At 44.2% G+C, this 25,466-nt stretch carries 34 protein-coding genes; 21 read left to right on the top strand and 13 right to left on the bottom strand.

The window, feature by feature from the left end; all coding sequences use genetic code 11:
• Nucleotides 1-223 precede the first annotated feature (223 nt).
• The 4 genes from LRR81_RS18490 to LRR81_RS18475 all read left to right on the top strand — a co-directional run bounded on the left by LRR81_RS18490 (nt 224) and on the right by LRR81_RS18475 (nt 2,417).
• Nucleotides 224-703 carry an NUDIX domain-containing protein gene (locus tag LRR81_RS18490; protein WP_231790886.1) on the top strand — a complete coding sequence of 160 codons (480 nt, stop codon included), beginning with the start codon at nt 224-226 and terminating at the stop codon, nt 701-703.
• 152 nt (nt 704-855) lie between these two features.
• Nucleotides 856-975, top strand: coding sequence for a YuiA family protein (locus LRR81_RS18485; RefSeq protein WP_231790885.1), 120 nt, complete (start codon nt 856-858; stop codon nt 973-975).
• A 78-nt stretch (nt 976-1,053) separates the two neighbouring features.
• The gene (locus tag LRR81_RS18480) at nt 1,054-1,371 is read left to right on the top strand and encodes a YuiB family protein (protein ID WP_231790884.1); all 318 of its coding nucleotides are present in this window, start codon (nt 1,054-1,056) and stop codon (nt 1,369-1,371) included.
• A 359-nt stretch (nt 1,372-1,730) separates the two neighbouring features.
• Nucleotides 1,731-2,417 (top strand): 3D domain-containing protein, encoded by a 687-nt coding sequence (locus LRR81_RS18475; protein ID WP_231790883.1) that lies wholly within the window; start codon nt 1,731-1,733, stop codon nt 2,415-2,417.
• Nucleotides 2,418-2,453: 36 nt separating this feature from the next.
• Here LRR81_RS18475 and LRR81_RS18470 read toward each other — a convergent pair whose 3' ends face one another.
• Both LRR81_RS18470 and LRR81_RS18465 read right to left on the bottom strand, forming a co-directional pair.
• Nucleotides 2,454-3,236 carry a cobalamin-binding protein gene (locus LRR81_RS18470; RefSeq protein ID WP_231790882.1) on the bottom strand — a complete coding sequence of 261 codons (783 nt, stop codon included), beginning with the start codon at nt 3,234-3,236 and terminating at the stop codon, nt 2,454-2,456.
• Nucleotides 3,237-3,245: 9 nt separating this feature from the next.
• Nucleotides 3,246-3,725 (bottom strand): divergent PAP2 family protein, encoded by a 480-nt coding sequence (locus LRR81_RS18465; protein WP_231790881.1) that lies wholly within the window; start codon nt 3,723-3,725, stop codon nt 3,246-3,248.
• Nucleotides 3,726-3,844: 119 nt separating this feature from the next.
• Between LRR81_RS18465 and LRR81_RS18460 the strand changes: the two genes are divergently transcribed.
• Nucleotides 3,845-4,249 (top strand): DUF309 domain-containing protein, encoded by a 405-nt coding sequence (locus LRR81_RS18460; protein ID WP_231790880.1) that lies wholly within the window; start codon nt 3,845-3,847, stop codon nt 4,247-4,249.
• A gap of 3 nt (nt 4,250-4,252) precedes the next feature.
• Nucleotides 4,253-5,752 carry a leucyl aminopeptidase gene (locus LRR81_RS18455; protein ID WP_231790879.1) on the top strand — a complete coding sequence of 500 codons (1,500 nt, stop codon included), beginning with the start codon at nt 4,253-4,255 and terminating at the stop codon, nt 5,750-5,752.
• A gap of 63 nt (nt 5,753-5,815) precedes the next feature.
• Here the strand turns inward: LRR81_RS18455 and LRR81_RS18450 are convergent, their stop codons facing one another.
• Together LRR81_RS18450 and LRR81_RS18445 are read right to left on the bottom strand one after the other, a co-directional pair.
• The gene (locus LRR81_RS18450; RefSeq protein WP_231790878.1) at nt 5,816-5,956 is read right to left on the bottom strand and encodes a hypothetical protein; all 141 of its coding nucleotides are present in this window, start codon (nt 5,954-5,956) and stop codon (nt 5,816-5,818) included.
• Nucleotides 5,957-6,142: 186 nt separating this feature from the next.
• Nucleotides 6,143-6,733 carry a biotin transporter BioY gene (locus LRR81_RS18445; protein ID WP_231790877.1) on the bottom strand — a complete coding sequence of 197 codons (591 nt, stop codon included), beginning with the start codon at nt 6,731-6,733 and terminating at the stop codon, nt 6,143-6,145.
• 108 nt (nt 6,734-6,841) lie between these two features.
• Between LRR81_RS18445 and LRR81_RS18440 the strand changes: the two genes are divergently transcribed.
• Complete coding sequence (locus LRR81_RS18440) at nt 6,842-7,438, top strand: sulfite oxidase-like oxidoreductase (protein WP_231790876.1); 597 nt, start codon at nt 6,842-6,844, stop codon at nt 7,436-7,438.
• Nucleotides 7,439-7,482: 44 nt separating this feature from the next.
• On the opposite strand, the gene ald is transcribed toward LRR81_RS18440, so the two are convergent.
• Nucleotides 7,483-8,616, bottom strand: coding sequence for an alanine dehydrogenase (gene ald / locus LRR81_RS18435; protein ID WP_231790875.1), 1,134 nt, complete (start codon nt 8,614-8,616; stop codon nt 7,483-7,485).
• Nucleotides 8,617-8,813: 197 nt separating this feature from the next.
• Nucleotides 8,814-10,046 (bottom strand): PucR family transcriptional regulator, encoded by a 1,233-nt coding sequence (locus tag LRR81_RS18430; protein ID WP_231790874.1) that lies wholly within the window; start codon nt 10,044-10,046, stop codon nt 8,814-8,816.
• A 175-nt stretch (nt 10,047-10,221) separates the two neighbouring features.
• Between LRR81_RS18430 and LRR81_RS18425 the strand changes: the two genes are divergently transcribed.
• The 9 genes from LRR81_RS18425 (at nt 10,222) to LRR81_RS18385 (ending at nt 18,028) form a co-directional block, all read left to right on the top strand.
• Nucleotides 10,222-10,788, top strand: a complete 567-nt coding sequence (locus LRR81_RS18425) for a hypothetical protein (protein WP_231790873.1) — start codon at nt 10,222-10,224, stop codon at nt 10,786-10,788.
• Between the two features lie 70 nt (nt 10,789-10,858).
• Nucleotides 10,859-11,539 (top strand): response regulator transcription factor, encoded by a 681-nt coding sequence (locus LRR81_RS18420; RefSeq protein ID WP_231790872.1) that lies wholly within the window; start codon nt 10,859-10,861, stop codon nt 11,537-11,539.
• Nucleotides 11,529-12,866 (top strand): sensor histidine kinase, encoded by a 1,338-nt coding sequence (locus LRR81_RS18415; protein WP_231790871.1) that lies wholly within the window; start codon nt 11,529-11,531, stop codon nt 12,864-12,866. Before LRR81_RS18420 ends, LRR81_RS18415 begins: the two co-directional genes overlap by 11 nt.
• Before the next feature lie 157 nt (nt 12,867-13,023).
• A complete protein-coding gene (locus LRR81_RS18410; RefSeq protein WP_231790870.1) occupies nt 13,024-13,554 on the top strand; it encodes an HD domain-containing protein in 531 nt (176 codons plus the stop codon).
• 217 nt (nt 13,555-13,771) lie between these two features.
• A complete protein-coding gene (locus LRR81_RS18405) occupies nt 13,772-14,005 on the top strand; it encodes a YuzF family protein (RefSeq protein ID WP_231790869.1) in 234 nt (77 codons plus the stop codon).
• A gap of 184 nt (nt 14,006-14,189) precedes the next feature.
• Nucleotides 14,190-14,612: a MerR family transcriptional regulator gene (locus LRR81_RS18400; RefSeq protein ID WP_231790868.1), complete on the top strand. Its 423-nt coding sequence runs from the start codon at nt 14,190-14,192 to the stop codon at nt 14,610-14,612.
• Nucleotides 14,613-14,648: 36 nt separating this feature from the next.
• On the top strand, nt 14,649-15,332 hold the full coding sequence (locus LRR81_RS18395) for a zinc metallopeptidase (RefSeq protein WP_231790867.1): 684 nt from the start codon (nt 14,649-14,651) through the stop codon (nt 15,330-15,332).
• A gap of 75 nt (nt 15,333-15,407) precedes the next feature.
• Nucleotides 15,408-16,763 carry a hemolysin family protein gene (locus LRR81_RS18390; RefSeq protein ID WP_231790866.1) on the top strand — a complete coding sequence of 452 codons (1,356 nt, stop codon included), beginning with the start codon at nt 15,408-15,410 and terminating at the stop codon, nt 16,761-16,763.
• 161 nt (nt 16,764-16,924) lie between these two features.
• On the top strand, nt 16,925-18,028 hold the full coding sequence (locus LRR81_RS18385; protein WP_231790865.1) for an AI-2E family transporter: 1,104 nt from the start codon (nt 16,925-16,927) through the stop codon (nt 18,026-18,028).
• Between the two features lie 14 nt (nt 18,029-18,042).
• On the opposite strand, the gene LRR81_RS18380 is transcribed toward LRR81_RS18385, so the two are convergent.
• The 4 genes from LRR81_RS18380 to LRR81_RS18365 are packed head-to-tail and all read right to left on the bottom strand — an operon-like array spanning nt 18,043 to nt 19,513.
• On the bottom strand, nt 18,043-18,474 hold the full coding sequence (locus LRR81_RS18380; RefSeq protein ID WP_231790864.1) for a hypothetical protein: 432 nt from the start codon (nt 18,472-18,474) through the stop codon (nt 18,043-18,045).
• A 45-nt stretch (nt 18,475-18,519) separates the two neighbouring features.
• Nucleotides 18,520-18,996 carry an Hsp20/alpha crystallin family protein gene (locus tag LRR81_RS18375; RefSeq protein ID WP_231790863.1) on the bottom strand — a complete coding sequence of 159 codons (477 nt, stop codon included), beginning with the start codon at nt 18,994-18,996 and terminating at the stop codon, nt 18,520-18,522.
• Between the two features lie 17 nt (nt 18,997-19,013).
• A complete protein-coding gene (locus LRR81_RS18370; protein ID WP_231790862.1) occupies nt 19,014-19,256 on the bottom strand; it encodes a spore germination protein in 243 nt (80 codons plus the stop codon).
• A gap of 14 nt (nt 19,257-19,270) precedes the next feature.
• Nucleotides 19,271-19,513: a spore germination protein gene (locus LRR81_RS18365; protein ID WP_231790861.1), complete on the bottom strand. Its 243-nt coding sequence runs from the start codon at nt 19,511-19,513 to the stop codon at nt 19,271-19,273.
• 128 nt (nt 19,514-19,641) lie between these two features.
• Between LRR81_RS18365 and LRR81_RS18360 the strand changes: the two genes are divergently transcribed.
• On the top strand, nt 19,642-19,860 hold the full coding sequence (locus tag LRR81_RS18360; protein WP_231790860.1) for a spore germination protein: 219 nt from the start codon (nt 19,642-19,644) through the stop codon (nt 19,858-19,860).
• Nucleotides 19,861-19,898: 38 nt separating this feature from the next.
• On the opposite strand, the gene LRR81_RS18355 is transcribed toward LRR81_RS18360, so the two are convergent.
• Both LRR81_RS18355 and hpaB read right to left on the bottom strand, forming a co-directional pair.
• Entirely contained in the window at nt 19,899-20,141 is a 243-nt protein-coding gene (locus tag LRR81_RS18355; RefSeq protein ID WP_231790859.1) for a spore germination protein, read from the bottom strand.
• Nucleotides 20,142-20,204: 63 nt separating this feature from the next.
• A complete protein-coding gene (gene hpaB, locus LRR81_RS18350; RefSeq protein ID WP_231790858.1) occupies nt 20,205-21,659 on the bottom strand; it encodes a 4-hydroxyphenylacetate 3-monooxygenase, oxygenase component in 1,455 nt (484 codons plus the stop codon).
• A 168-nt stretch (nt 21,660-21,827) separates the two neighbouring features.
• On the opposite strand from hpaB, the gene LRR81_RS18345 reads away from it, so the two are divergent.
• A complete protein-coding gene (locus tag LRR81_RS18345) occupies nt 21,828-23,279 on the top strand; it encodes a nicotinate phosphoribosyltransferase (RefSeq protein WP_331716359.1) in 1,452 nt (483 codons plus the stop codon).
• 82 nt (nt 23,280-23,361) lie between these two features.
• The gene (locus LRR81_RS18340) at nt 23,362-24,246 is read left to right on the top strand and encodes an aldo/keto reductase (RefSeq protein WP_231790857.1); all 885 of its coding nucleotides are present in this window, start codon (nt 23,362-23,364) and stop codon (nt 24,244-24,246) included.
• 50 nt (nt 24,247-24,296) lie between these two features.
• On the opposite strand, the gene LRR81_RS18335 is transcribed toward LRR81_RS18340, so the two are convergent.
• Complete coding sequence (locus LRR81_RS18335) at nt 24,297-24,620, bottom strand: hypothetical protein (RefSeq protein WP_231790856.1); 324 nt, start codon at nt 24,618-24,620, stop codon at nt 24,297-24,299.
• A gap of 150 nt (nt 24,621-24,770) precedes the next feature.
• Here LRR81_RS18335 and LRR81_RS18330 point away from each other — a divergent pair, with 150 nt between their 5' ends.
• Together LRR81_RS18330 and LRR81_RS18325 are read left to right on the top strand one after the other, a co-directional pair.
• Nucleotides 24,771-25,004: a hypothetical protein gene (locus LRR81_RS18330; RefSeq protein WP_231790855.1), complete on the top strand. Its 234-nt coding sequence runs from the start codon at nt 24,771-24,773 to the stop codon at nt 25,002-25,004.
• Between the two features lie 243 nt (nt 25,005-25,247).
• Nucleotides 25,248-25,385 (top strand): DegQ family regulator, encoded by a 138-nt coding sequence (locus LRR81_RS18325; RefSeq protein WP_231790854.1) that lies wholly within the window; start codon nt 25,248-25,250, stop codon nt 25,383-25,385.
• Nucleotides 25,386-25,466: the final 81 nt, after the last annotated feature.

Below are 25,466 nucleotides of genomic sequence, written 5' to 3'. Positions count from 1 at the left end.
TTTTAACTTCAAGGCTTTGTTAAAGAAAAAAAGTTGATTTTTCCGCACCTGTTGATTGGAGTGGCAGGCGGGAGACTCCTGCGGGAGCAGCGGGACAGGTGAGACCCCACAGGCGTTAAGGCGCCGAGGAGGCTCACCGCCCGCCCCGCGGAAAGCGGACGCCTGAAACGGAAATCAACAGCCAATTTAATAGAGCCAACTTCAAAGAGAGGATGGAGATGGAATGGAAAAGAGAGGAAATGTCTGGCTGGCTGCAGCAGGGCTGGTGACCGATCAAGAAGGAAAATGGCTTGTTGTGAAAAAGAAGTACGGGGGCTTGAAGGGGAAATGGTCGCTGCCTGCCGGATTTGTGAACCATGATGAAACATTGGACCAGGCGATCCTAAGAGAAATAAAGGAAGAAACAGGCGTTGAAGCTTCGCTTGAAGGGCTGATTGGAATCAGAACTGGAGTGCTTCAGCATAAAATAAGCGATAACATGCTGATTTTCAAGCTTCATGCCCTGACAGAAACCATAACAGCACAGGAAAAAGAGTTATCTGAAGCAGCTTTTCTTTCACCGGAAGCGCTAAAAAAGGATCCGGACTCATCACTTTTGCTTCAATCATTTTTAGACAGAAACATAGCACCGCAATTTGATGTATATAAAGATTTTAATCCGGGTGATCACTTTGGTTATACGGCATATCACTTATTTTTATAATATTCAAAATAATAAGAAAATAAGAGGATGAGCGAGTAAAAGCCTAATGTACTCGCTTACATCAGAAGATTTGTAAGTTTTTCTCCCTTTATTCTTGACAGAATACCTGTTATCTTAATATTCAATCAATACAAAAGGGGAGAGATTAGCATATGAATTCCACAAAAGCAGAGAAAAAAGTTTGTCCATATTGTTCTGGAAAAGGATACTTCCAGCTGCTGCTTGGAGGATCAGAAACATGCGACTGCTGCCAGGGTACAGGGAAGAAGTAAAAATTTTCTAAAAACGAGATTGACTCGCCTTACCCCCTTTCAGTAAACTAGAATTGTCTAGAAAAAGGGGTGCTGGGCATGAATATAGCAGTTGTGATCATTTCCATGGTCTTATTTTTCGTTCTATTCTTCGGAATCGGATTTATCTTGAATATGCTCCTGCGGAAATCATGGGTAATGGCCATCGTTTATCCGCTTGTCTGCATAGCCATTATTCAGCAGATTAACGTAAAGAACTACTTTACTATGCCTGTGCAATCATTTGAATCTCTTGGGCATAAAATTGTTTCCCTTGCACCGGCAGACATGCTGATCCTATCCAGCGGCCTGACTGGAGCAATCTTAGCCGGAATTACCATCAAAACATTAAGAAAAAGAGGATATCAAATGTTTTAGCTTCCCGCTGTGCAGGGAGGCTTTTTATTTTGCGGAAATTTTGTTACCTAAGGGCCTGTTTCAGCTGCATTAGACGTGGGATTGCTGATTATTGGGTGTGAGGCAGGGCAATGAGCTAGTCCAGCCAGCCGTTATCGGCGGATTGCCTTAAACTATCAGCGGATCACCTTAAAATATCGGCGAGCTTTTCAATATATCGAGCACTTCCAAAATTATATCAGCGACCTCCTATCTCATACGCCAGTTCAGCTGCAAACCACTTCCAGCTCTCCAGAACGTCTTCGCCATTTCAGCAGGAGGAATACTTTTTTCCAATTGTGGGAAAGAATAGACTGTTGAGAGGAGAGGATAAGAGACATATGAAAAAGATGGTAACTCTTTTTCGCAGGCTTACTTTTATTCTTTTATTTATTGCAGCCCTGATGGTCACCCTGAGTGCGATTACTGGAGTGAAAGCAGAGGATTTAGCAGCATGGGGAAATTCACATAAGCAAAATACGGACGAGCAGCAGGCTAATATTTTCGGATTGGAGTTTAAATCACTCTTTAACGGAAACCGCTTACATAACTACGCTGCAGCTGCAGCGGAAAGGCAGCCTGATTTGGAAACGGCATTTGAATGGGACCGATATCCAAAAAAGACTGTTACAGCAACTGGATACACAGCTGGCTATGAATCAACAGGGAAGAAGGCGGGTCACCCGTTATACGGCATCACTTTCTCTGGTGTTAAAGTTAAAAGGGACTTGTATTCAACGGTTGCAGCTGATTTAAAGGTTTTTCCGGTGGGCACCATTTTATTTATTCCGGGCTACGGCTACGGAGTGGTTGCTGACAAGGGAGAAGCCATAAAGGGAAATGAATTGGATTTATATTATAAGACAGTGGATGATGTGTATGCCAACTGGGGAAAGAAGAAGCTGGATGTCTATGTGATCCGCCAGGGCAGCGGCCGGCTGACGGAGAAAGAGCTGTCGCAGCTGAACGAGGATCAGACAATGCAGGCATTCAGGCAGCAATATGTGAGTGCCGAGACTAAAAAATAAAGACAGCCTGTCCTAAACGGACAGGCTGTCTTTATTTCACGAAGAAAAATGTCCAGGGTGCAATAAATCTGCCAGGTGTTCAAGACCTTCAAGAAGTCTTGGAGATGGCCGGCAATAAAGCGCTTCTTGCAGCAGGTGAATCTGATTCCGCTGAACAGCCGCAGATGACCCGGAATTCTGCCTTTTCAGCACAAGCTCCGGCTTCATCCTTTTTTGGCTGACGCCGACCCATGCTAGAAAAATATAGTCAGGGTTTCTTGAAAGAACATCCTTCCAATCTGTTTGTATGCTTGCGAGCTCCACATCTTCAAAGATATTAACAGCCCCTGCAAGCGCACTGATTTCCGTAAGCCAGTTAATCCTTCCAGGAGTAAAAATAGGATTTGGCCACCATTCGAAATATATTCGCGGCTTATCCTGCAGCTGTTCCGCTTTGCTCCGGTAATGGGTAATTTTTTCGTTATACTGACTAACAAATTTTCTGCCTGTTTCCCCAAGTCCGCATGCCTCGCTTAAGGTCAGCAGGTCTTCCGCAATATCGTCCAGGGACTGAGGGTTAAAAACGATATGGGGAATCTGTCTTTTGACAAGCTCTTCCACGTTTTTTTCCATCCCTGGAACGCTGAGTGAAGCAAGCACAAGATCAGGATTCATTTTTTCAACAGAATCCATGTTAATGGAAAGATCCGGACCCAGTCTTGGAAGGCTTGCGACCGACTCAGGCCAGTCTGAATAGTCATCTACAGCAGCCAGCTGGTCTTCGAGCCCGAGGAAGGCTGCAAGCTCAGTATTGCTCGGACATAGTGAAAGGAGTCTCATATGTGTCACCTACACAATAAATAAATAGTAAATCAGAATAGATAAAAGAATGCCTGTCAAGCCTCCGAAAAAGACTTCAATCGGCTGATGGCCGAGCAATTCTTTCAGCTTTTTAATTTTTTCTTTTTCCTGTGCCTGCGGCCAGTCTTTTGCTTCAGATACAAATCGGTTAAAATCCACGACCAGTTTGTTCAGCACTGTTGCCTGTTCCCCTGCAGCCCGTCTGACGCCAGTCGCATCAAACATCGTAATGACGGCTACAATGGCCGCTACAGCAAAGATGGAAGAATCAAATCCTTCCTCAAGCCCGACAGCTGTGGCAAGGGCTGTTACAGCTGCAGAATGAGAGCTTGGCATTCCGCCTGTACTTGTTATTAAAGACCAGTCCCATTGCCTGATGGCGATAAAGTGAATCGGTACTTTTACAAATTGGGCAAAGAAGATAGCGAATAATGCCGCAAGAAGCGGGAAGTTAAAAAGGATATTCATTATGGCGAAACCCTTCCTTTCAATCACAAAGGTACTTGCAAAATGCCTTGTAAGCATGCTGCGTATGAAAATTTCAAATGCTCTGATACAATATTAACATGAAAGTGGGGGATTCTTTCATGAAGGAATATCCTGCAGAGTATTATCAGTTTTTCGTTTCATTTAATGAAGGCGATTACTATACTTGCCATGATCTCTTAGAGGATATCTGGCTCACAGATAAAGAGAACCTTTTCTTGAAGGGTCTATTGCAAATGTCAGTTGCCATTTATCATTATGAATATGGCAATGTAAAAGGGGCTCGTTTAATGATGCTTGCAGGAAAACAATACATACAGCCCTACCGCCCTTTTTACTGGGGAATCGACCTTGAAAGAGTTCATGTTTTTATGGAAAAGTGCTTATCCATTATACCACATGAAATAGACAAGGTACCCTACGAACTGGCAAATGAACTGCCTTCTTTTCCCTCATTATTTTTATACCTGGATGATCGTAAAGAAAAACATTTCGAGGAGGAATAAACATTGTTTCAAGTGCAATCTCTTTTAAACTGGAACGAGGATACCATTGTGCTGGGAGTGTTTCAAAAAAACAATCAGCTTGGCGGTTTGCTTTCCATTCTGGATGAAAAGCTGGAAGGACAAATTTCCGAACTGATGAAAGAAGGCGATATTTCTCCAAAAAGAGGAGAAATCTCAAAGCTTTATCCGCTCGGAAAAATGAGTACAAAACGAATCTATCTTGCAGGTCTTGGAAAAGAAAAAGAATTTACCTTTGAAGCGGCAAGGGAGATTTTCGGGAAGCTGTTTCAGTCACTTCAGAAAGCAAGAATCCAGACGGCAGCGGTTGCAGCTGATACGTTTTTAACTGAGGAAATGGATATCCTGGAAATTAGCCATGCTATGGGTGAGGCTCTTCATCTATCCACTTATCAAGTGCAGAATTACAAGCACAAGTCGAATGAACCTGAAAAGCCGATCCAGCAGATGACGATCATTTCTGAAAAAGACTCAGCTGAAATACAGGCAGCTTTAAATGTAGGAGAGGCATACGGGAAAGGAACGAACTCAGCCCGAACACTTGTTAATATGCCCGGAAACATCCTGACAGCTTCTGAATTGGCAGAATACGCTGCAAGGCTTTCGGAAAAATATGGATTTGAATGCGAAATTCTGGAAAAGGAAGATATGGAAAAGCTCGGCATGGGCGGCATGCTTGCAGTAAATCAAGGATCTGCAGAGCCCCCGAAAATGATTGTCCTTAAATATCAGGGCAGAGAAAACTGGGAAGATGTGATCGGTCTTGTAGGAAAAGGCATCACCTTCGATACAGGCGGTTATTCCATTAAGCCGAAGGATGGCATTGTCGGAATGAAAACCGATATGGGCGGAGCTGCGGCAGTGCTTGGCGCCATGGAAATTGTCGGAGAAACAAAGCCTGAGCAAAATATCGTGGCCGTGATCCCGTCAACAGATAACATGATCAGCGGAAGCGCAATGAAGCCTGATGATGTCATCATTTCCATGAGCGGAAAAACAATTGAAATCCTGAACACGGACGCTGAGGGACGCCTTGTGCTTGCTGATGGCCTGACTTATGCCAAACATCACGGAGCAGAAGTGCTTGTTGACATTGCAACACTGACAGGCGGCGTGATTGTGGCGCTTGGGACTGAAATGACTGGTTCCATGACAAATAATGAGGGTCTCTATAAACAAGTACTTGAGGCAAGTGAAGAATGCGGTGAGCCGATGTGGCAGCTGCCGATCACAGAGAAGGATATGAAGAGAGTGCGGAACAGCCAGATGGCTGATTTGAACAACTCCCCAGGCAGAGAGGGACATGCGATTATGGCCGGTGCCTTCCTAAGAGAGTTTGCAGAAGGTTCGCCATGGGTGCATCTCGATATTGCAGGGACGGCAACGACTAAGAAAGCATCTCCTCTTGGCCCATCAGGCGCTACAGGCGTGATGGCGAGAACACTTGCTTCTTTTGTAGAACGGTTTGTGCCTGAAAATAGCTGAACAAAAAAGCCGCCGAATGAAATTCGGCGGCTTTTTTTCCATCCTATTTAAGCGCTAGGGCTATTATTGAAGTCTATTCAGCAATTCGGCATCGTCAAGGTCAAAAATGCTGTCGGCCATCTGCGGCTCTCTTTGCAGCAATTGTGTTTCGAACATTTCTCTTTCTAGTTCGGTAAAAAAGTAACGTCTTAAAGCTACGTTCATCCCCTCTAGCTCCTCTCTCTATAAAAATACCAAGTCTGCTTACGCTTTAGCAGACCGTTCAGCTCTTTTCCAAGCTGACAATTCTATTATCGGCAGCTTAGGGTTGTTAATATACTATATTATGGTTTTTTTTGCAATTTATTTTTCACTTATTTATAAGGAAAAGCGGGCATTTCTGCCCGCTTCTTAAGCTGCTCTATGAGTTCGCCGCGATGGTTTGGATACAGCATAGTAGATTCTTGGAGCAATGATGGCAGCAAGCACTGTGAAAGCTATATCTTTTACTATAAACCATGCCATGATCTGCCATGCTCCAGCGTAGGTCATCTTTGCATGGACAAGGTAATTTACGGCAAAATACATATAAGTAGTTCCGATAAAATAAATGGCAGCAATTCCTGCGAATGATGCGGCAATAAACAGCGGCAGTCCCGGCTGCTTTCTTGTTTCAATTACTTTACCGGCAATGTAGGCGGCAGCGATATATGATAGAATAAATCCTCCGGTAGAGCCGATTAAGACATTAAAGCCGCCGCTAAAACCGGCAAACACAGGGGCCCCTGCAGCACCGATTAATGCATACACAATCATCGATAAAGCTCCCATGCGGCTTCCAAGAAGCAATCCAGCCAAAATAGCAAAGAACGGGGCCATGGAAAGCGGCACTCCAGCTACCTGAAGAAACGGCAGCCAGGAAGTCAAATTTGCTCCAATTGCCATCAAGGCAGCAAACATTCCGGCAAGAGCCAAATCATAAACTCTAAATCTGCTATTCATCCTAATCCTCCAGCTTATAGTGACATCTAATTTCAGATTAATTGAAGGAATAATTGTTGTCAACTAATTTTATATAAAGGTTAACATAAAAAGAACGGGGTGAGTGAGATGTATTTTGGGAAAAGCAAAGCTGGGAAAGACTCAGACAGAATACCGCCAAATCAGAATGCCACAACTAAATTTCCTGTTCTTCATGCGGGGAGTGTGCCCTATTATCCTGATTTGTCAAAATGGAACCTGCAAATATACGGGCTTGTAGAAAATCCGAAGCTTTTGACCTTTGAAGACATCAAGGCATTTCCAGAGGCAAATGTCAGTAATGACATTCATTGCGTTACAGGCTGGTCAAGGCTTGATAATGGGTGGACAGGCGTAAAAACATCTGACCTTGTAAAAGATATCGGCATTAAACGGAAAGCGGAATATGTCCTGCTTCATGCAGAAGAGGGGTGGACAGCCAATGTGTCCATCAAAGATTTTCTTGCAGAGACAAGTCTTCTTGCGTATGCTCATGACGGCAAACCGCTGACACCTGAGCACGGCTATCCTTTAAGAATGGTCATGCCGCATTTATACTTTTGGAAAAGCGCCAAATGGCTCCGCGGCATACAGTTCACTGAAAAGAACCATCCAGGCTTCTGGGAAAGAAACGGCTATCATATAAATGGAGACCCTTGGAAGGAAGAGCGCTTCAGCTTTGATTAACAGGTTAAAAAAGGACTGCCCTGAATCAGGGCAGTCCTTTCAAATTATTGGATACTGAACTCTTTTTCCAGAACCGTTTCTGCCGGCACATACGTATAGCCAAGGTCGCGCGCAACCGCTTCGTAGGTGATTTCACCTTTTGCTGTGTTAACCCCTTGCTTCAGCGCCGCATTTTCCTTTACAGCACGGTAAACGCCTTTGTTTGCGATTTGAAGGGCGTATGGAACTGTGACGTTTGTCAGGGCAAGCGTTGAAGTTCTTGGCACTGCACCTGGCATATTGGCTACGGCATAGTGAAGTACACCGTGTCTTTCATATGTCGGATTGTCATGTGTTGTAATATGGTCAACTGTTTCAACGATGCCGCCCTGATCGATGGCTACGTCAACAATCACGGAGCCCGGCTTCATTGATTTTACCATGTCCTCTGTAACGAGCGTCGGTGCTTTTGCTCCAGGGATAAGTACGGCACAGATCAGCAAGTCTGCTTCAGCAACAGCTGCTGCAATATTTACCGGATTTGACATCAATGTTTTGATTTGGTTGCCGAAGATATCATCAAGCTCGCGGAGTCTATCCGCACTAAGGTCAATGATGGTAACATCTGCTCCAAGCCCGATAGCCATTTTCGCTGCATTTGTTCCAACGACGCCTCCGCCGATGATGGTCACTTTTCCGCGGCTGACGCCTGGTACACCTGCAAGAAGAATGCCTTTGCCGCCCTTCGGCTTTTCAAGGAATTGAGCGCCAATCTGCGCTGACATGCGGCCTGCTACTTCGCTCATCGGCGTTAAAAGCGGCAGCGTTTTGCCTGGTGATACAGTTTCATAGGCAACAGCGATCACTCCGGAATCTTTAAGCGCCTTGGCGAGTTTAGGTTCTGCTGCAAGGTGAAGATAGGTGAACAGCACTAAACCATCGCGGAAATAGCCATATTCAGATTCAAGCGGTTCTTTTACTTTCATAACCATCTCAGAATCAGCCCAGACTTTTGCTGCTTCTAAAACAATTTCAGCACCTGCAGCTTCATAGTCTTCGTTTGTAAATCCGCTTCCTGTCCCTGCATCCATTTCAATTAGAACACGGTGTCCTGCTGCCAGAAGCTGTGTAACGCCGCCTGGAGTCAGTGCAACGCGGTTTTCGTTATTTTTAATTTCTCTTGGTACCCCAATAATCATGGATTCTTCCTCCTTATAAATAACAGCGAATTCTTTTTTCTTTTGTTCTTCATCTACAAACAGAAAAAGCAATGCGCTAAAAATATGACAGAATCAAGCCCGCTGAAGCAGGCTTTACTATAATTTCAGTATAATCCCTGTCATTCTTTTTTTCTTTGTTAAAAATGGAGAAAGGGTTTACATGGATTTGTGGGATTTCACAAATCAAGTTTTTCTAATTTCAAATCGAGGTAGATCGTCAGCTTTTCATTCTGGTTTTTTAAATTGATCTCGGCAATTTCGGCAATACGCTTCAGTCTGTAATTCAACGTATTAACGTGTACATTCAGGGCTTTTGCAGCCGTGTGCACGCTGCTGTCAGAATCGAGAAAAACCTCAAGAGTTTCTACGAGGTTTGTGCGATGCTCCAAATCATATTCCTTCAGCATCAGCAGCTGCCAGTTAACATACCCTTCTTCCTGCCTTTTTTCCCGCAATACATCAAGATATTGGTAGATCCCAAGCTCCGAAAAGTGAATCAGGCCTGCTGTTTCTTCCGGTAAGCGCTGTTTAATCCGAAGAGCTGACAGTGCTTCTCTATAGCTTTTTCCAGCTAGGGCAAGGTTAGAGTATATTCCTCCAATTGCAGCGGAGACATTTTTAATAGAAAAACGCTCATCCAGCTGGCGGATAACCGCCCCAGAAAATTCCTTGAGGCTCGCAAGCGGGAGCTCTTCTTTCAAGTCAACCAGCACTAAAAGCTTGTCGTAGTCAATCGTAGATAAAGGTATTTGAATCTGCTGGGTTGTCTGCAGCAGATAATTAATTTGCCGTTCTGCTGTATCGCTGATTTTTTCAGGAAAGCGGAAAAGGGCGATAGAGAACAAGGCAGGTTCTTTCACTTGAATTTGCTCAAAGCTCTCACTGATTTGCTTTTGCATGGTTAAATGCCCTGTGAGCAATTTCCACAGCAGCTCCTGATTTCGCTCTTCTTTCTTAATTTTCCTTACCTGCAGGTTAACCATTTTATTTTTCACAGCCTGTGCGGCTTTTTTTAACAGCTGCAAGTCATCTTGATCAAGCGTTTTATGAATTTCAAGCGCCCAGATGAAGCCGATGACCTCCTTGTTCTTCCAGATGGAGATCGCAATCCGGTTGCCTAGGCCCACTTCATCTATATGAGAGACACGGACAGGCTCGTCTGTTTCCATCAGCTTTGGAATGGTGCCGTCCTTCCAGAGACTGTTAATAACCTTTTCGGGCACCCTCCGTCCGATGATTGTAGAAATCCTTGCCTGGTCCGTGCAGTCATCATGCGTGCTGTAGGCAAGAAGCCGATGATTCACATCTTCTATTGTAATTGGGCAAAGGAGAACCTCGCTGATCCTGTCTGCCATATCCTCAAGCCTTTCAAAATGGTAGGCAAAAGGGTCTTTTGATAATGCACTCATTTACCGTTCCTCACCTTATCATGTCGTCTTTCTTCTATTATTGCCCTCTAAAGAGGCAAAAGCAATAGCCTTCCTAAAGGCAGTTGTTTCACATAATTTCACACACTGATACAGGGTTTTTGACATAGTTTGGGGGTAATCTATTAACGTACCAACTCATAAGGAGGAATTTGATTTGCTTAAAAGAAAATGGCTTGTTGCCGGAACAGCATTGGGATTGCTTATCCCGGGAGCAGCGAACGCAGCATCTGCCGTCACAGCGAAGACTGATGCCCCGACAGAGCAAAAGGACCTGAACAAAGAAAAGTTTGCTGAAAAGCGGGCTGAAATGAAAGCCAAGCTTATGAAACTGGTAGAAACATACACGCCTGAGAAGAAGGATGAATGGAATCAGGCAATCCAAAAGCAGCAGGAGCTTCGAAAGCAAATGAAGCCGCATTTCGAAAAACACAAAGAAGCCAAAATGGATAACATAGAAAAATGGAAGAAAAAAGCGGAAAACAATAAAATGACAGATGCGCAATACAAGGGAAAAATGGCTAAATGGAAAGAAAAGCATCAGGCACATAAAATGGAAAAGCAGGAAGCGATGAAGAAGTTTCATGAAGCTGTTCAATCAAAAGATAAAGCAGAAATCCAGAAACAGCTGAACCTTGCGCTTGACCGTCTGCAGCAGCACAACAAAAAGATGGAAAACCGGTTAAAAGAGATGGACAAACAGCCCCAAAAAAATGTTCAATAATAGAAGGAAGCTTTGAAAGGGACGTTTCCTTGAAAACGTCCCTTTCGTGTATACGGGAGGTGCTTATCTGGTGAGTTATAACGTTTATTTAGTGGAAGATGAAGCAAATTTAAATACATTGCTCTCAACCTACTTGAAGCAGGAAGGCTGGGAAGTGAAAAGTTTTTTGAACGGCAGTTCTGCACTTCAGGCAGCAGCTGACAAGCCGCATTTATGGATTCTTGATATCATGCTGCCTGATATGGACGGGTATGAGCTGCTTAAGCAAATCAAAAAAATTGATGAGCAGATTCCGGTGATTTATATCAGTGCAAGGGATGAAGACCTGGACAGGATTATCGGGCTAGAATTGGGAAGTGATGACTATCTTGCCAAGCCTTTTTTGCCGAAGGAGCTTGTCATTCGTTCCAAAAAGATTTTAAAAAGAGTATATGAGCGCATGGAGCATGAACAAACAGCGTTCAGTTACGGACCTTATACAATAGAAGAAAGAGAGCGGACTGTAACAGAAGATGGAAAGCAGATCCCGCTCACATCAAAGGAATATGACTTGCTGCTGTATTTGCTGAAGCATATCGGGCAGGCACTCGGCAGGGAGCAAATCCTGTTTCATGTATGGGGCGAAGACTATTTCGGCTCAGACAGGGTTGTGGATGACCTGATCAGAAGGGTCCGGAAAAAGTGTCCGGAGCTTCATCTGGAAACAATCTACGGATACGGGTACAGGACGGTCAAGCATTTTGAAAAATAGACCGCTGTTTGTCCAGATTTCGCTTTTGTTTACCGGACTGATTGTTTTTATGGCCATCGTCTTTTTTCTGGTGATTCCCACTGCGCTGCAAACCTTTTTTACAAATGAAATGTTTAAAACAATTGAGGAATATCAGCTGACCCGAACGGTCGGAGCAGTCATCAACAAAGATTCCAGCCAGACTCAAAGTGAGCAGGAAATCCGCTCTGTTCAGGATGTGCTGATTTCACAGGATGGCAATGACATCCGGATGGATTCGACGGCAAGGCTGCCGCTAAAGGTGATCCAGTATGTCTATAAGCAGGCAGAAGAGCAGAGGACAAGCGAGCAGAGATATCATACAACGATAGGCAATCAGGAGCTTTTGTATGTGATCAGGCCGGTTATTTATAAAGGCAATGATTATTATCAAATCTCTTATTTATGGGATACTTACCGCAAAGAGCTGGTTAAGACGCTGCTGGCCAAAATTTTAGTGATTTTTATTCTGATTATTATTGGAGGCATCATTCTTTCTTTTATCTTTTCTAAAATGCTGATCAAACCGCTTGAAAAAATCAACCAGCATGTGAAGCTGATCGCAGACCGAAAGCTGAACGCTTCTCTGCTGTTAAAAAGAGGCGATGAAATCGGAATGCTGGCAGAGTCGATTGAGGAAATGAGAATTCAGCTGAAGAAGCAGGATGAATTTCAGCAAACGATGCTTCAGCACGTTTCACACGATTTAAAAACTCCGATTATGGTGATAAGGAGCTATGCGGACGCCCTGAAAGAAGGGGTGCATCCAACAGGATCCCCTTATGGCACTGCTGAAATTATAGAACAGGAAGCAGAAAAACTCGGCCAGAAAATAAAAGGACTGCTGTACCTAACAAAGCTCGATTATCTTTCACAGATGGAGGCAGTTCATGAAAAGGTATTTTTGGACGGAATCATTGAAGATGTGATTGTCAGGCTGAAGGCCGCGAATAAAAACATCAAAATCAAGTCTGCTATTCAGGAATCAGAAATAGAAGGCGATCCGGAACAGCTATCCGTGCTGTTTGAAAATCTGCTGGATAATGCCTTGAAATACGCTAAAACAGAAGTGGTTATTTCCTCGAAGATTGAAGCAGGAAAAGCCATCGTGCAATGCTTTAATGATGGAGAGAAAATTGAAGAAGAGCTTTTGCCTTCTCTTTTCCAGCCGTACATTAAAGGGAAAAAAGGAAATTTCGGACTGGGACTAGCCATCATCAAGCGCATTGCGGATTTGCATAAGGCTGAAGTATTTGCCCAAAATGTAGAGGATGGGGTCAGCTTCACCGTCATATTTCCGCGTACCTGACATGTTCTTTTCGGTTTGCCTGAAATAAAAACGGGAAAAAGATAGCTGGCGGGGCAGGTAAAAAAGAACGGGTATAAAATATACCAGATCAATGGCGTGCTCTCTCCCATATCAATTATGTTAAATGGCAGCGAAGGAACTGGAGGAGGAATGTTCTTTGAGGAAAATTACATTAGAAGACTTGTTTACACACCCGTCAACAATTAAATATCTTCACCGATCCGGAACTGCTCACGCTGTAGCGGCAGCCTATTATGCGTTTAAGCTGGCGATTGAAAGAGGAGTAAACCCTGATTATGCAGCCAAAGCTGCTTTGCTTCACGATATCGGCCACTATGAGTGGTACACTGACGGCAAGTGGGACTACAACCTTTACAGGCAAAATGACATTCACGCAATCAAAGGCGCAGAAAGAGCCCACCGCATGCTGATCCAGCTTGGCGAAGACAGAGCGGCAGCAAAGGAAATTGCAGTAGCCATTCTTCTTCATACGGATTCCTATTTGCCGCAGACAAATCTGTCGCTTACACCGCTGCAGGAGATTGTAAAGCTTGCTGATGAACTGGATGAAGAGCCGAACGGCAATCATCACCGCCGGCAAATCTCAGAAGAGCGGGCCCTCAGGATGGTTCGGGAGCTCGACAAGAAAATTGACGGAGTGCTTGAACCAAAGCAGAATACGATATGAAAGAGAAATACAATCCGCTTTTAGGGTTGTATTTTGTTATTTTTAGAAAAAAGGCTAAGTTAAAGAAGAATATTGATTTTTCGCACCTGCTGATTGGAGTGGCAGGAGCTAAAACGCCGAGGAGACTCAGCGCCTGCTTGAAACGGAAATCAACAATGTCTAAGTTGCCCTCCTCCTTCATATAGTGGAAGTGACATTCATGAAGGGAGCTGGATGCATGGCAAATCAGCAGTCAGAGAGCCCTAAAATGGTTACCCTTGTTGAACCGTACGTTTACCATACGCTTCAGGGAGCGATTGGAAAAACGATTATCGTACAGACTGTCCGGGACACCCTTAGAGGAAAACTTACGGATGTGAAGCCCGATCATGCCGTTATCCAAATTGACGGAAGCACTTTTTTTGTCAGGCTTCAGCACATTGTGTACATTATGCCGGAAAATTTGCAGTAAGCTGCCGCAGCCAGCGGCTCTTTGCCGTGGGGACAAGCATGCTGAGAGAAAAGCATTTTAAACGCCAACCATAACGTTTGACTGTACGGTTAAGGACTGATAAAATTAAGTTATGATAGATAAAAATCTGTCAATAAAATAACGGATCTAACATGATAATAAGGAGTGACGTTCCAATGGGGTTATGTACCGGATTGGGGAAATAGCAAAGCGGGCAGATGTATCAAAAAGGACCATTGATTATTATACCCAGCTTGGTCTTTTGCAAGTTGAGAAGACATCCAGCTCCAATTACCGGCTTTATTCCGAAAACGCACTGGATGATATTCATTTTATTGAAAAATGCAAAGAGCTGAAAATGAGCCTGAACGAGATTAAAGATAGGCTTGAGTGGAAGCGCGCTGATGTGCTGCAGCAGGCTGAACACGAAAAATATCTGAAGCAGGCGCAGATTCTTGCTTCGCATATGAAACAATTGGAAGACGAAATTACGGAACTTCAGCCGCTGTTTGACCGTCTGAGTATAGAGGAGAAAACGAGAATTGCCAAAATGCTGTCACCGGAAAAAGCAGCGCTTCTGCAGTCTCTCGCTATCCTGTTTTTCTAGTTTTTTCAACTTACTTGAGGGAGGAATATCACGAGAATGTTTACCCCTGTTTATATTTTTGTCATCCTGGCATTTATATTGTCTCTATGGGCACAATCTAAAGTTAAAGGAAACTTTAAAAAGTGGTCCAAGGTGCCGGCATCTTCCGGCCAGACAGGCGCTGAGACAGCAAGGCGCATCCTGAATGAAAACGGCCTTTACGATGTACCGGTTGAGCCTGTTCCAGGCACACTGACAGACCATTATGATCCGACTTCACGGGTTGTTCGCCTGTCTGAACCTGTTTATTATGGAAATTCGATTGCCTCTGTATCTGTTGCAGCCCATGAAGTAGGGCACGCCATTCAGCACCAGCAGTCTTACGGGGCGCTGACACTGCGCCATAAAATGGTCCCGGTGGTCGGCTTCACATCTGGCGTAGCGCCATTTTTGCTGCTCGGCGGATTTTTCCTTCAGGCCTTTTCACTGATCGGCCTTGGGATCATTCTTTACTCTGCAGCAGTGCTGTTCCAGGTTGTTACACTGCCTGTGGAATTTAATGCAAGCTCCAGAGCCAAGAAGCAAATGCTTTCTGAAGGCCTGATCCGGAACAATGAAGAGCGCGGGGTTAATAAAGTGCTTGGAGCTGCAGCCTTGACTTACGTGGCCGCAGCATTGATATCTGTATTTGAATTGCTGAATCTGGTCCTGATTTTCTTCCAGGGAAGCAGCGACGATTAAGGTATAAAGGAAAGGCAATTTAAATTTTGAATCAAAATTGGAGGTGAGTCCTTACTCCAGAGGGGTAAGGATGCTTTGGATATAGTTAACCTGTTACTCGTAGCGATATTAATTGCTTTAACGGCATTTTTTGTTGCCACAGAATTTGCCATTGTTAAAGTGAGGAGCTCGCGTCTTGATCAGCTGGTTGCAGAGGGCGGCAAAAATGCCCTCTCCGCCAGAAAGGTCGTGAGCAACCTCGATGAATACCTGTCAGCCTGCCAGCTTGGGATTACGATTACAGCCCTTGGACTTGGGTGGCTTGGCGAACCGACTGTGGAGCATCTGCTTCATCCGCTATTCGAAAAAATTCATTTGAATGAATCGATCAGCGCAATCCTGTCCTTTGCGATAGCTTTTGCCGTCATTACCTTCTTGCATGTTGTGATAGGGGAATTGGCGCCGAAAACATTGGCTATTCAGAAGGCAGAGCAGGTGGCGCTGCTTTTCTCAAAACCGCTGATGTTCTTTTATCGCATTATGTTTCCGTTTATATGGGTTTTAAACAATTCGGCAAGGCTGTTTGTCGGCTTGTTCGGATTAAAGCCGGTTTCGGAAAGCGAGCTTGCCCATTCTGAGGAAGAGCTGAGAATTATTTTAACGGAAAGCTATCAAAGCGGGGAAATCAACCAGTCGGAATTCCGCTATGTGAACCGGATTTTCGAATTTGACGACCGGGTCGCAAAGGAAATCATGGTACCGAGGACAGAAATCGCAACAGTATCTATTGAAAAAGAATTTAGAGAAAATCTTGAAACAATGAATACCGAGAAGTATACGCGCTACCCTGTCGTGAACGGCGACAAGGACCATATCCTCGGCATGATTAATATTAAGGAAATTTTCACGGACTTATTCTATTTGACTCCTGAAGAACGGGGAAATGTTTCAATTGAGAAATATTTGCGCCCGGTTATCCAAGTCATTGAGTCTATCCCGATCCATGATCTGCTTATTAAAATGCAGAAGGAACGGGTTCACATGGCCATTTTGGTTGATGAATACGGCGGGACTGCAGGACTTGTAACGGTGGAAGACATACTGGAGGAAATCGTCGGCGAAATCCGTGATGAATTTGACCAGGATGAAGTGTCAGAAATTCAAAAACTCAGCGAGCATCATTATCTGATTGATGGGAAGGTACTGCTCGACCAATTAAACCAGATTCTTCACCTTGATATTGAGGAAGAAGAAATTGATACGGTCGGCGGCTGGATTCTTTCCCGCAACATCGACATCCAATCAGGCCAGGGCTTTTTATACAATGGATATGAATTTACTGTCAGAGAAGTAGAAAGCCATTTAATCCGCTCTATTGAAATTAAAAAAATAGAACAGGCGGATGAAACAGAAGAAGAAGTCATACAGCAGGAAGAAGGCCGCACAGTATAATGTGCGGTTTTTTTCTGCGCTCCATAGTACGAACACCGCAGCATCTTCAGCTCAAACATAAAGTTTTTATAAATAGAAGCGAGAAGTTATTGACAGGCTCTGTTTATTGGTAGTAGGTTTGAAGCAGAGAGAATACATAGGTATTTTGGGAGGAAAACGGATTGCCAAAATCGAAGCTGCAGTTTTGGACGCTGGAGATTTTATTGCTCCTGCTGATTATTTTTGTCTGTACGAAAGTAACATTTTTGTTCCACCCCATCATTTCATTTACTACAACGCTTTTCCTGCCGATGCTTGCGGCTGGTATTCTGTTTTTTATCTTCAGCCCTGTAGTGAAGTTCCTGGAAAAAAACCGCATACCCCGGACACTTTCCATCCTCATTATTTATTTGGTTTTCATTGGATTGTTTATTCTCCTTTTTGCCTTGGTCGGACCGCTTCTTTCCCAGCAAGTGCAGGATTTATTTAAGAGTGTGCCTGCGTATACCATTCAGATCAGCCAATATATTGAGTCGCTTTCCCACTCCAAATGGTTCACTTGGGTGATGACACAGGAATATATATCGATGGAAAAGATCAGGCAGGCACTGACCGATTTTTCGACTTCATTGCCGCAAAACATTACGTCAAGCCTGACACAGCTTCTTGGTGTGGTCACAAATATTACACTGACCGTTATTACCGTCCCGTTTATTTTGTTTTATATGCTGAAGGACGGCCATAAGTTTCCGGGAATGGCTGTTAAGGTTTTGCCGGTTGTATACCGCAAAGAAGGCTTAAAGATCTTTGCTGATTTGTACAATACGCTTGCAGCTTACATTCAAGGACAGCTCATTATTTGCATTTTCGTTGGAACCGGCTGTTTTATCGGCTTTTCGCTCATCGGCCTTAATTATGCCTTGATCCTTGGTCTGACAGTAGCTGTGGCCAATATTATTCCATACCTTGGACCCTTCATTGGGGCAACCCCGGCTGTTATTATCGGGCTTCTTGAATCTCCTACAAAAGCGCTTCTCGCTGCAGTGGTCGTAACCGTTGTTCAGCAGATTGACGGGAATCTGGTGTCACCGCTTATCATTGGAAAGCGGCTGAATACGCATCCCCTTACGATCATCCTGCTTTTAATCGGAGCCGGCAGCTTTGGGGGCATTTTAGGAATGATCCTTGCTGTTCCTACTTATGCTGTTTTGAAGGCGGTATTTTTGAACGTAGTAAGGCTTGTCCGCTTAAGGATGCGCTACCAGAATGAAAACAAAGGGAAATAATAAAACAAAAAAGGTCACGTTTCATCTGAAACGGGGCCTTTTTCCGTCTTTGAAGAATAGTTGATTTTTGGTCCATCTTCTGATTCGCTGATTTTCTTGCTGACCTGATGTTCTTTCCCATAGGTGGTCCCGATAAACAGCTGACCTGTTAAATCCTTCACTCCAAGCTGGCCAAGGTTGTTGGAGAGATCCAGCTCTTTCATGTGAAGCGTTTCAATATGGATTTTTTCAACATACACCATTGGCAGTGTTTCATTTTCCGTTTCCTTATGAATGTGGTGAATTTCCTTAGAAATGGATTCAGGGCGCTGCCTTTGTATTTCCTGTATCTTCATAAATGCGGACAGCTGCTTTTCAAGAATGTGGACCGTTTTTTCAAGCTTGGCTATTTGTTCCTTTAACCCTGACGTTTCTTGTGTGTGTTTTTTCCGTTTTTTGAAAAACATCGCCGATCCCACGCAGGCTTCTATAGATTAGTAAAGTGTATGCGGTTAAGAAGGGGAAATATTCGTATCATCAGCTTCAAAGGATACAGCAGGCTGGTCCAGACGCTTTTCATATGTGATTTGCAGGAGGCCGTCCTGAATAAAGCTTCTGACAGATTCTTTTACTGCAGGATACGGCAGCTTGATGGCCCGCATGAATTCTCCGTAATATCTTTCGGAGGAAACGATAGATTGGAATGGAAACGGCGGGGAAAGCATTCCTTTTACCTTCAATACTTCCCCGGCAGGATCAAGGGCAGTAATCAGGTTTTCTTTTCTAATGCCAGGAAGCTCAACCATGACCACTACCGATGTCTCGTTTTGAAAAATATCGCACTTTGGAAAAGGAGCGCTGTCCTGTTTTGGAGAGGCAGCATTGCTGCTTCGCGTAAGGGTATTTTCATCAAAAATGGAATCCCAAAAATCGTTTTGCTGATATTTTTCCGTCAAAGCGAGCCATTTTTTGATTTTTTCCACGTCCATGGAAGCGCCCCCTGTTATTAAAATTGGGCCGTAAAGGCGTTAGCCGGATCAAGAATCTGATCCTGATCCGTAATATCAGGATCCAAAAAGCCATTCCCCATTAAAGAAAAGCTTGGTGATAGATCTCCGAGAGAAGCATTGGAGCCGGTAATTTTAAAATTGGAGGTATGGCTGTTATGCGAAGTGTTGCCAAAGTCAACGCTCGCGTTTTGCGTGATGGCATTGACTTTGATATTAAACACATTAATTTGATAGGGCATCTGGTTGTTCCCCTTTAAGTTTGAGTTGTTACAACTTCATCAAGGTTTCCGATATTCGCCTGATCGTTCGTATCCGGATCGATGTAAATATTTTCCATCAGCGATTCAGTCGGAGAAAGGTCGCCGAAAGACGTATTGCTTCCGGTTGCCTTTGAGCTGGACACATGGCTGTTGTGCATTGCTTCGCCGATATTTACAGAGCCGTTATTGGATATGCTGTTCACCCTGATGCTGAAAAGGTTGATCACAGTCGGCATGTTCCTTCACCCTCTTTTTGTAATGCGTGCTTCACGCCTATCATATGCGGGGATAAGCCTAACCGTTCATAAAAAGAATGAAACAAATGACAGGGAAAGCCATACATTGTTCAAGAGGAGGTGGGCATATGCCGGCTATCACTGGCCCTATTGAGGTGGAAAGGCTCCGATTTGGTGCATTCACAGTCGGTGATGTATTCTCGATTTCGCCGAAATCCGCAGAAAAAAACCATTACGGCTCAGGTTCCAGTGTGTCAGGGGACAGAATCCGGATGTACAATGAAAAGAGCGCAGAGACTTATAAAAGCACAAGCATCAGCGGCCAAAGCATTTCATACAATGCCTGACGTCAGCCTTCAGACTTTTCTGAAGGCTGATTTGCTTTTCAGAGCTGCTTTGTAACCGGGAAAGAAGGGTTTTCAATCTGATCCTGATCGCTGACATCAGGATCGGCATAGCAATTGTTCATAAGAGAATAATTAACTGATAAATCACCGAATGACAGATTGAGCCCGACGTTTTTCGAGTTGGCTGTATGGCTGTTTTGTGTAATGTTGCCAAAGTCTACATTGGCATTGTTGTTGATCGAGTTCACTTTGAAATTAATAATGTTAATTTGAGAAGGCATAGGATCCTTCCTTTCGGGTGCAGCTCTTAAACTGCTGCATCAATTCATAACGGAACTATTAAATTACATAGAAAAGGGATCTTTAAGATTCAAAAATTGCTTCACCCGGCTCAAATATTCTTCTCTCGGATAGTTCCAGTAAAGGTTGGATGAGAGCCTGACGGGATCACCGAAAAAGAACCGTTCATATTGGGTTTGGCGCGTGCCGAAAGAGCTCATGGCTGTATCCCACGCAAGGCGGAAAATCTTTGTTCTGGAGCGGGCATCATAGGCAGCTGAAGCCAGATAATCATCAAGGGAGTCCGAAACAGGGGAACTGAAGTCTTCCTCGCCGGGAAGGCTCATATAACCGCCAGCCCCGATCAGCTGCAGTATTTCAATGTATCTCGGGTAAAGAGAGGAAAACTGGCAAACCGCCGAATAGAGCGGATGTGTGCTTGGCCGCATCGTCCCCCAATTATCCTGTACAGCATCGTTTTCTGCCTTTTCAAGCATTGCCTGTGTAGACTCTACCCCAATAATCACTTCGCTGATCTTTGATTGAATATGCTGATACTCGCTCACATTCAGGGTTTGGACCAGGAGCTGCGACAGTCCAAGAAGGAATTGGCTTTTAACGAGCTGTCTGTTCACAGTCTGGTGAAGTGCCTGTGGAATAAAGCAGCTTTGCTGAAAAAGCTTCTGTGCGAGATCCTGCCTGTGATAAAAAAATACTCTTTCCCATGGAACAGTCACTTCATTAAAAACAAGAAGAGCATCCATTTCATCAAAGCGGGAGGAAAGTGGATAATTAAAGCGGGAATCTCCCTCATGAAAGGACTCTCTGCAAATAAACGAAAGGCCTTTTGTATTGCTTGGAATGCTGAAGGCGTAAGCATATTCTTCATCCGTGAATTTACCTGCAGATGGAAAAATCAGCACTTCATCCGTCATGCCGCCTTGAGTGGCGAGCAGGCGCGCCCCCTGAATAACAAGCCCTTCAGACGTTTTTTTTATGATTTTGGCTGCAATCGGCTTATCCGTCTCCTCGTCATAAAAAGAAGAACGGTTTGTCTGCGGGTTCATAAAGCTATGAGTAAAAGAAAGATCGCTATCTCTTGCCTTTTCATAAAAGCGGACCAGGTTTTTGGCAAATTCGTCATCCTGGTCTTTCAGCAGATCGGCGCTGGCTGCGAGAGACATCAGAGCCGTATTCATATAATCCGGCGTTCTTCCCATCATCCCGCACGTTGCAAGCGCCCATTCTGTCATCATTTCCCTTCTTTTCGCCAGATCCTCTTTTGTCTCTGGACGAAGATAGGACAGGCCTGCTAAATGGCCTGGCTTTGTTTCGAATGTCATCTTTTCAATTTTCTCAGGATGCAGCTGCAAATCGTATAAACCCGCTTTTGTTTTCATAGCTCCGCTGTATGCAGGGTGCTCAGACAGCGGCATAGCTGCTCTTTCTCCTTTAATCCAAATCTCTGGATTCATTTGGTTCATGCGCTTGATATATTCTTTTCCAGAAATGGCAGGCAAACTGTTCACTCCCCGGTAAAAATGTCTCTGGGTTACTATATGCAAAGTCCTGCCATGCAGTGAGGAAGCGGGGAACAGCCGTTTTTCTATTGTAATTCCGTTTTTAGGGCAATATAGTCACAACAGCTTATTAGCTGAAAACTTTCCGTTTGCAGAGGTGTTTAGAGCGTGGAAGAGCTTTTTGAAAAGGACGGCCTTGCGCTGCATACAGATTTGTATCAAATTAACATGGCTGAAACTTATTGGCGTGATGGCATTCATAACCGGAGGGCAGTGTTTGAGCTGTTTTTCAGAAAAATTCCTTTCGGAAACGGTTATGCGATCTTTGCCGGGCTTGAAAAAATGCTGGAGTATTTGACCCGCTTTCATTTTACAGAAAAGGACCTTGTCTATTTAAAAGAAAAACTTGGATATAAGGATGACTTCCTGGGCTTTTTGCGGAATCTTCGTTTTACAGGAACCGTGAAATCTGTACGAGAAGGAGAGCTTGTTTTCGGGAATGAGCCGCTGGTCAGGGTGGAGGCGCCGCTTGCGGAAGGGCAGCTGATTGAAACCGCCTTATTAAATATTGTCAATTACCAAACGCTCATTGCCACAAAGGCGTCGAGAATTAAGCATGTGACAGAAAGCTGCCATCTCCTTGAGTTTGGAACCCGCAGAGCGCAGGAATGGGATGCGGCCCTTTGGGGAAGCAGAGCAGCATATATCGGAGGCTTTGAAGCGACAAGCAATGTCAGGGCAGGCATGAAGTTTGGTCTTCCTGTGGCCGGAACACATGCCCATGCAATGGTGCAGGCATATAGAGATGAATATACCGCTTTTAAAAAATATGCAGAAGCACATCAAGACTGCGTTTTTCTCGTTGATACATACGATACGCTGAAATCAGGCGTTCCAAATGCCATTAAAATCGCCAGAGAAATGGGAGATCGGATTCGTTTCAAAGCGATTCGCCTTGATAGCGGCGATTTGGCCTATCTTTCAAAAGCAGCGAGAAAAATGCTTGATGAAGCTGGATTTAAAGACACGAAAATTGTTGCTTCAAGTGACCTTGACGAAGGAACCATTCTTCATCTAAAGGCCCAGGGAGCAAAAATAGATATTTGGGGTGTGGGAACAAAGCTGATTACGGCCTTCGACCAGCCTGCTCTTGGTGCCGTCTACAAGCTCGTTTCCATTGAAACCGAAGCAGGTGAAATGGCAGATACAATGAAAATCTCCTCAAACCCTGAAAAGGTCACAACACCAGGTTTAAAAAAGCTCTACCGGATTATCAATCTGAAGAACGGACATTCAGAAGGAGATTATATTGCACTTGAAAGTGAAAATCTTCAGGGAGAAGAAAAGCTGAAGCTGTTCCATCCTGTTCATACCTTTATCAGCAAATTTGTGACGAATTTTGAAGCGAGGGAGCTTCAAATAGAAGTGATCAAAAACGGCAAGCAAGTATATGATACTCCTCCGCTTAAAGAAATTCAGTCATTTGCAGAAGACAATCTTGGGCTTATATGGGATGAATACAAGCGTGCGCTCAATCCTGAAGAATACCCAGTTGATTTGAGTGAAGCGTGCTGGGAAAATAAGATGAAGCAAATTGAAAGCATTAAGAAGACTTATTAATCTATTTTCTTAAAGACCTAATGCTTAACTTTTGTGTTTTTGAAAAAGGATATTAAAATTAGGGGAGAAAGGAGCTGAACCAATGGAAAAAATACAGCTGGCAGAAGATTTATCTTTTTCAAGGATTATTCATGGCCTATGGCGTCTGGCCGATTGGAATCAATCCTCTGGGGAAACCTTCAAATTGATAAAAGATTGCATGGACCTTGGCCTTACAACCTTTGACCATGCAGATATTTACGGGGGATATACATGTGAAGCGCTTTTCGGCAAAGCACTCGCATTAGAGCCTTCTTTAAGAGAACAGATGGAGCTTGTGACAAAGTGCGGAATAAATTTAAAGTCTGATGTGAAGCATTACAATACAAGCAGGGATTATATCGTCAAGCAGGCGGAACAATCGCTTCAAAATCTTCAGACTGATTACATAGACCTGCTGCTTATTCATCGTCCGGATCCGTTTATGGACCCTGAAGCAGTGGCAGAAGCCTTCACAGCTTTAAAGAAATCAGGCAAGGTCCGCCATTTTGGTGTATCTAACTTTAAATCATCGCAATTTCGCATGCTTCAATCCTATTTAGAGATGCCGCTTGTAACAAACCAAATCGAGCTGTCTGCCTATCAGCTTGAAAACGTTGAAGATGGCACACTTGATTTATGCCAGGAAATGCGCATTCCTCCTATGGCCTGGTCACCGCTTGCCGGAGGCAGCATCTTTCAGGCAGAAGGCGATAAAGCTGTCCGATTAAGAGAGGTGCTTGAGGAGACCGCACAGCAAATTGGAGCCGGCGGTATAGATGAAGTTCTATACGCGTGGCTGCTCGTGCATCCTGCCCGCATCATGCCGATAACAGGATCAGGGAAAATTGAAAGAGTGAAAGCAGCCGTTAACGCGCTTGATCTCACATTGAGCAGAGAACAATGGTTTAAAATTTTAGAAGCCTCCAGAGGCCATGAAGTAGCCTAACGCAAAAACCGCAGATCCCTCATGAAGGGACTGCGGTTTTTGCGTTAGAACTACCAGCTGTAAAATACCGTCAGACGGCAGCAATCAGAAGAAAAGGCAATCCGCAATCCGTCAGGCGAATAAACTGCTTCCATTTTACTTATAATGCCCGCACTTTGAAGAAGCTTATAAACACGGGGAGTCTGTGCACTCTGCGCCTCGATCATCAGCTGCCTTGCAAAAGCCGGCGACTGGGCAATCCTTGCTCCAAGCTTGCCTGCATCAGCTAGGAGTACATTCATCCCTCTTGCTGATGACATAAATCTTCCGGTAACGATAGGCGGATAGACCGAAGGCTGCGCCCTGTGCGGGAAATTTCCGTTCAAATGGAACATGTCTTTTCCCCCCTTGTATATAAGGATGCCTGACGCGCTCTTCTTATTCATATGCGAAGTGAGGAAGAGGATGACCCCTTAAGAAAGAAGCAGGATTTCGTCACAGTATGCCGAATATTCCCAAATAAACAGGGATAAGGAGGCGTAGACATGGCTGCTGTTCCAGCGTTGTTTGAGCTTGGCGAGCACCTCGTTGCGGTTTTTTCGGTACAGTATGGGAATTGTTCAGCAAAAATGGAGTGCATGTATTCTTCCGAGGGAATAGTGGACTATACGATTGAGTACAAAGGCAGAAAAGAATCAAGAGAAGAGCTCCACAGAGCAGCCCTCCTTGAAGCAGACGTCCTATTCAAAGAAAAAATTTTGTTTTCCCTGAAAAAATAAGCTTTAAGCATCTGAAAATATCGAAACATGTCGTTATTTGGGAGTTTTGACGGAGAGGAAACGCAGTCTAAAACACGCATATCGGACTATTGCGCTCTTTGCGGTATGACGCACTAAGAATTTCGCCTTATTTTCGGTGAAATTCCTTCCAGCTTCCTTTACTATTAAGGTAACAAAGATAAGATCATCGATAAGACATTAGCCATATAAATAGGACGATCTTATTAAAGGAGTGTGGAAGCGGTGCAACAGCAAAAGATTGAGGAATTAACTCAGTTTCTGAAAAACCTTGAAAAAGAGATCCAGGAAACGAAACAGTCGCTGCGCTCAATAAACAACAGTATCGACAAATACAATAAATATATCATCAGAGTTTCATGAGGTCTGGCCTATAGAGCCGGACCTTTTTCCTTTAGAGGAAAGTATGCTGAAAAGGAACCAGACTGTACGTCTGGTTCCTTT

Origin of the sequence: Metabacillus kandeliae (assembly GCF_021166585.1) — a bacterium.
GTDB classification, from domain to species: domain Bacteria; phylum Bacillota; class Bacilli; order Bacillales; family Bacillaceae; genus Metabacillus_B; species Metabacillus_B kandeliae.
This window is presented reverse-complemented; position numbering and strand designations above follow the sequence as displayed.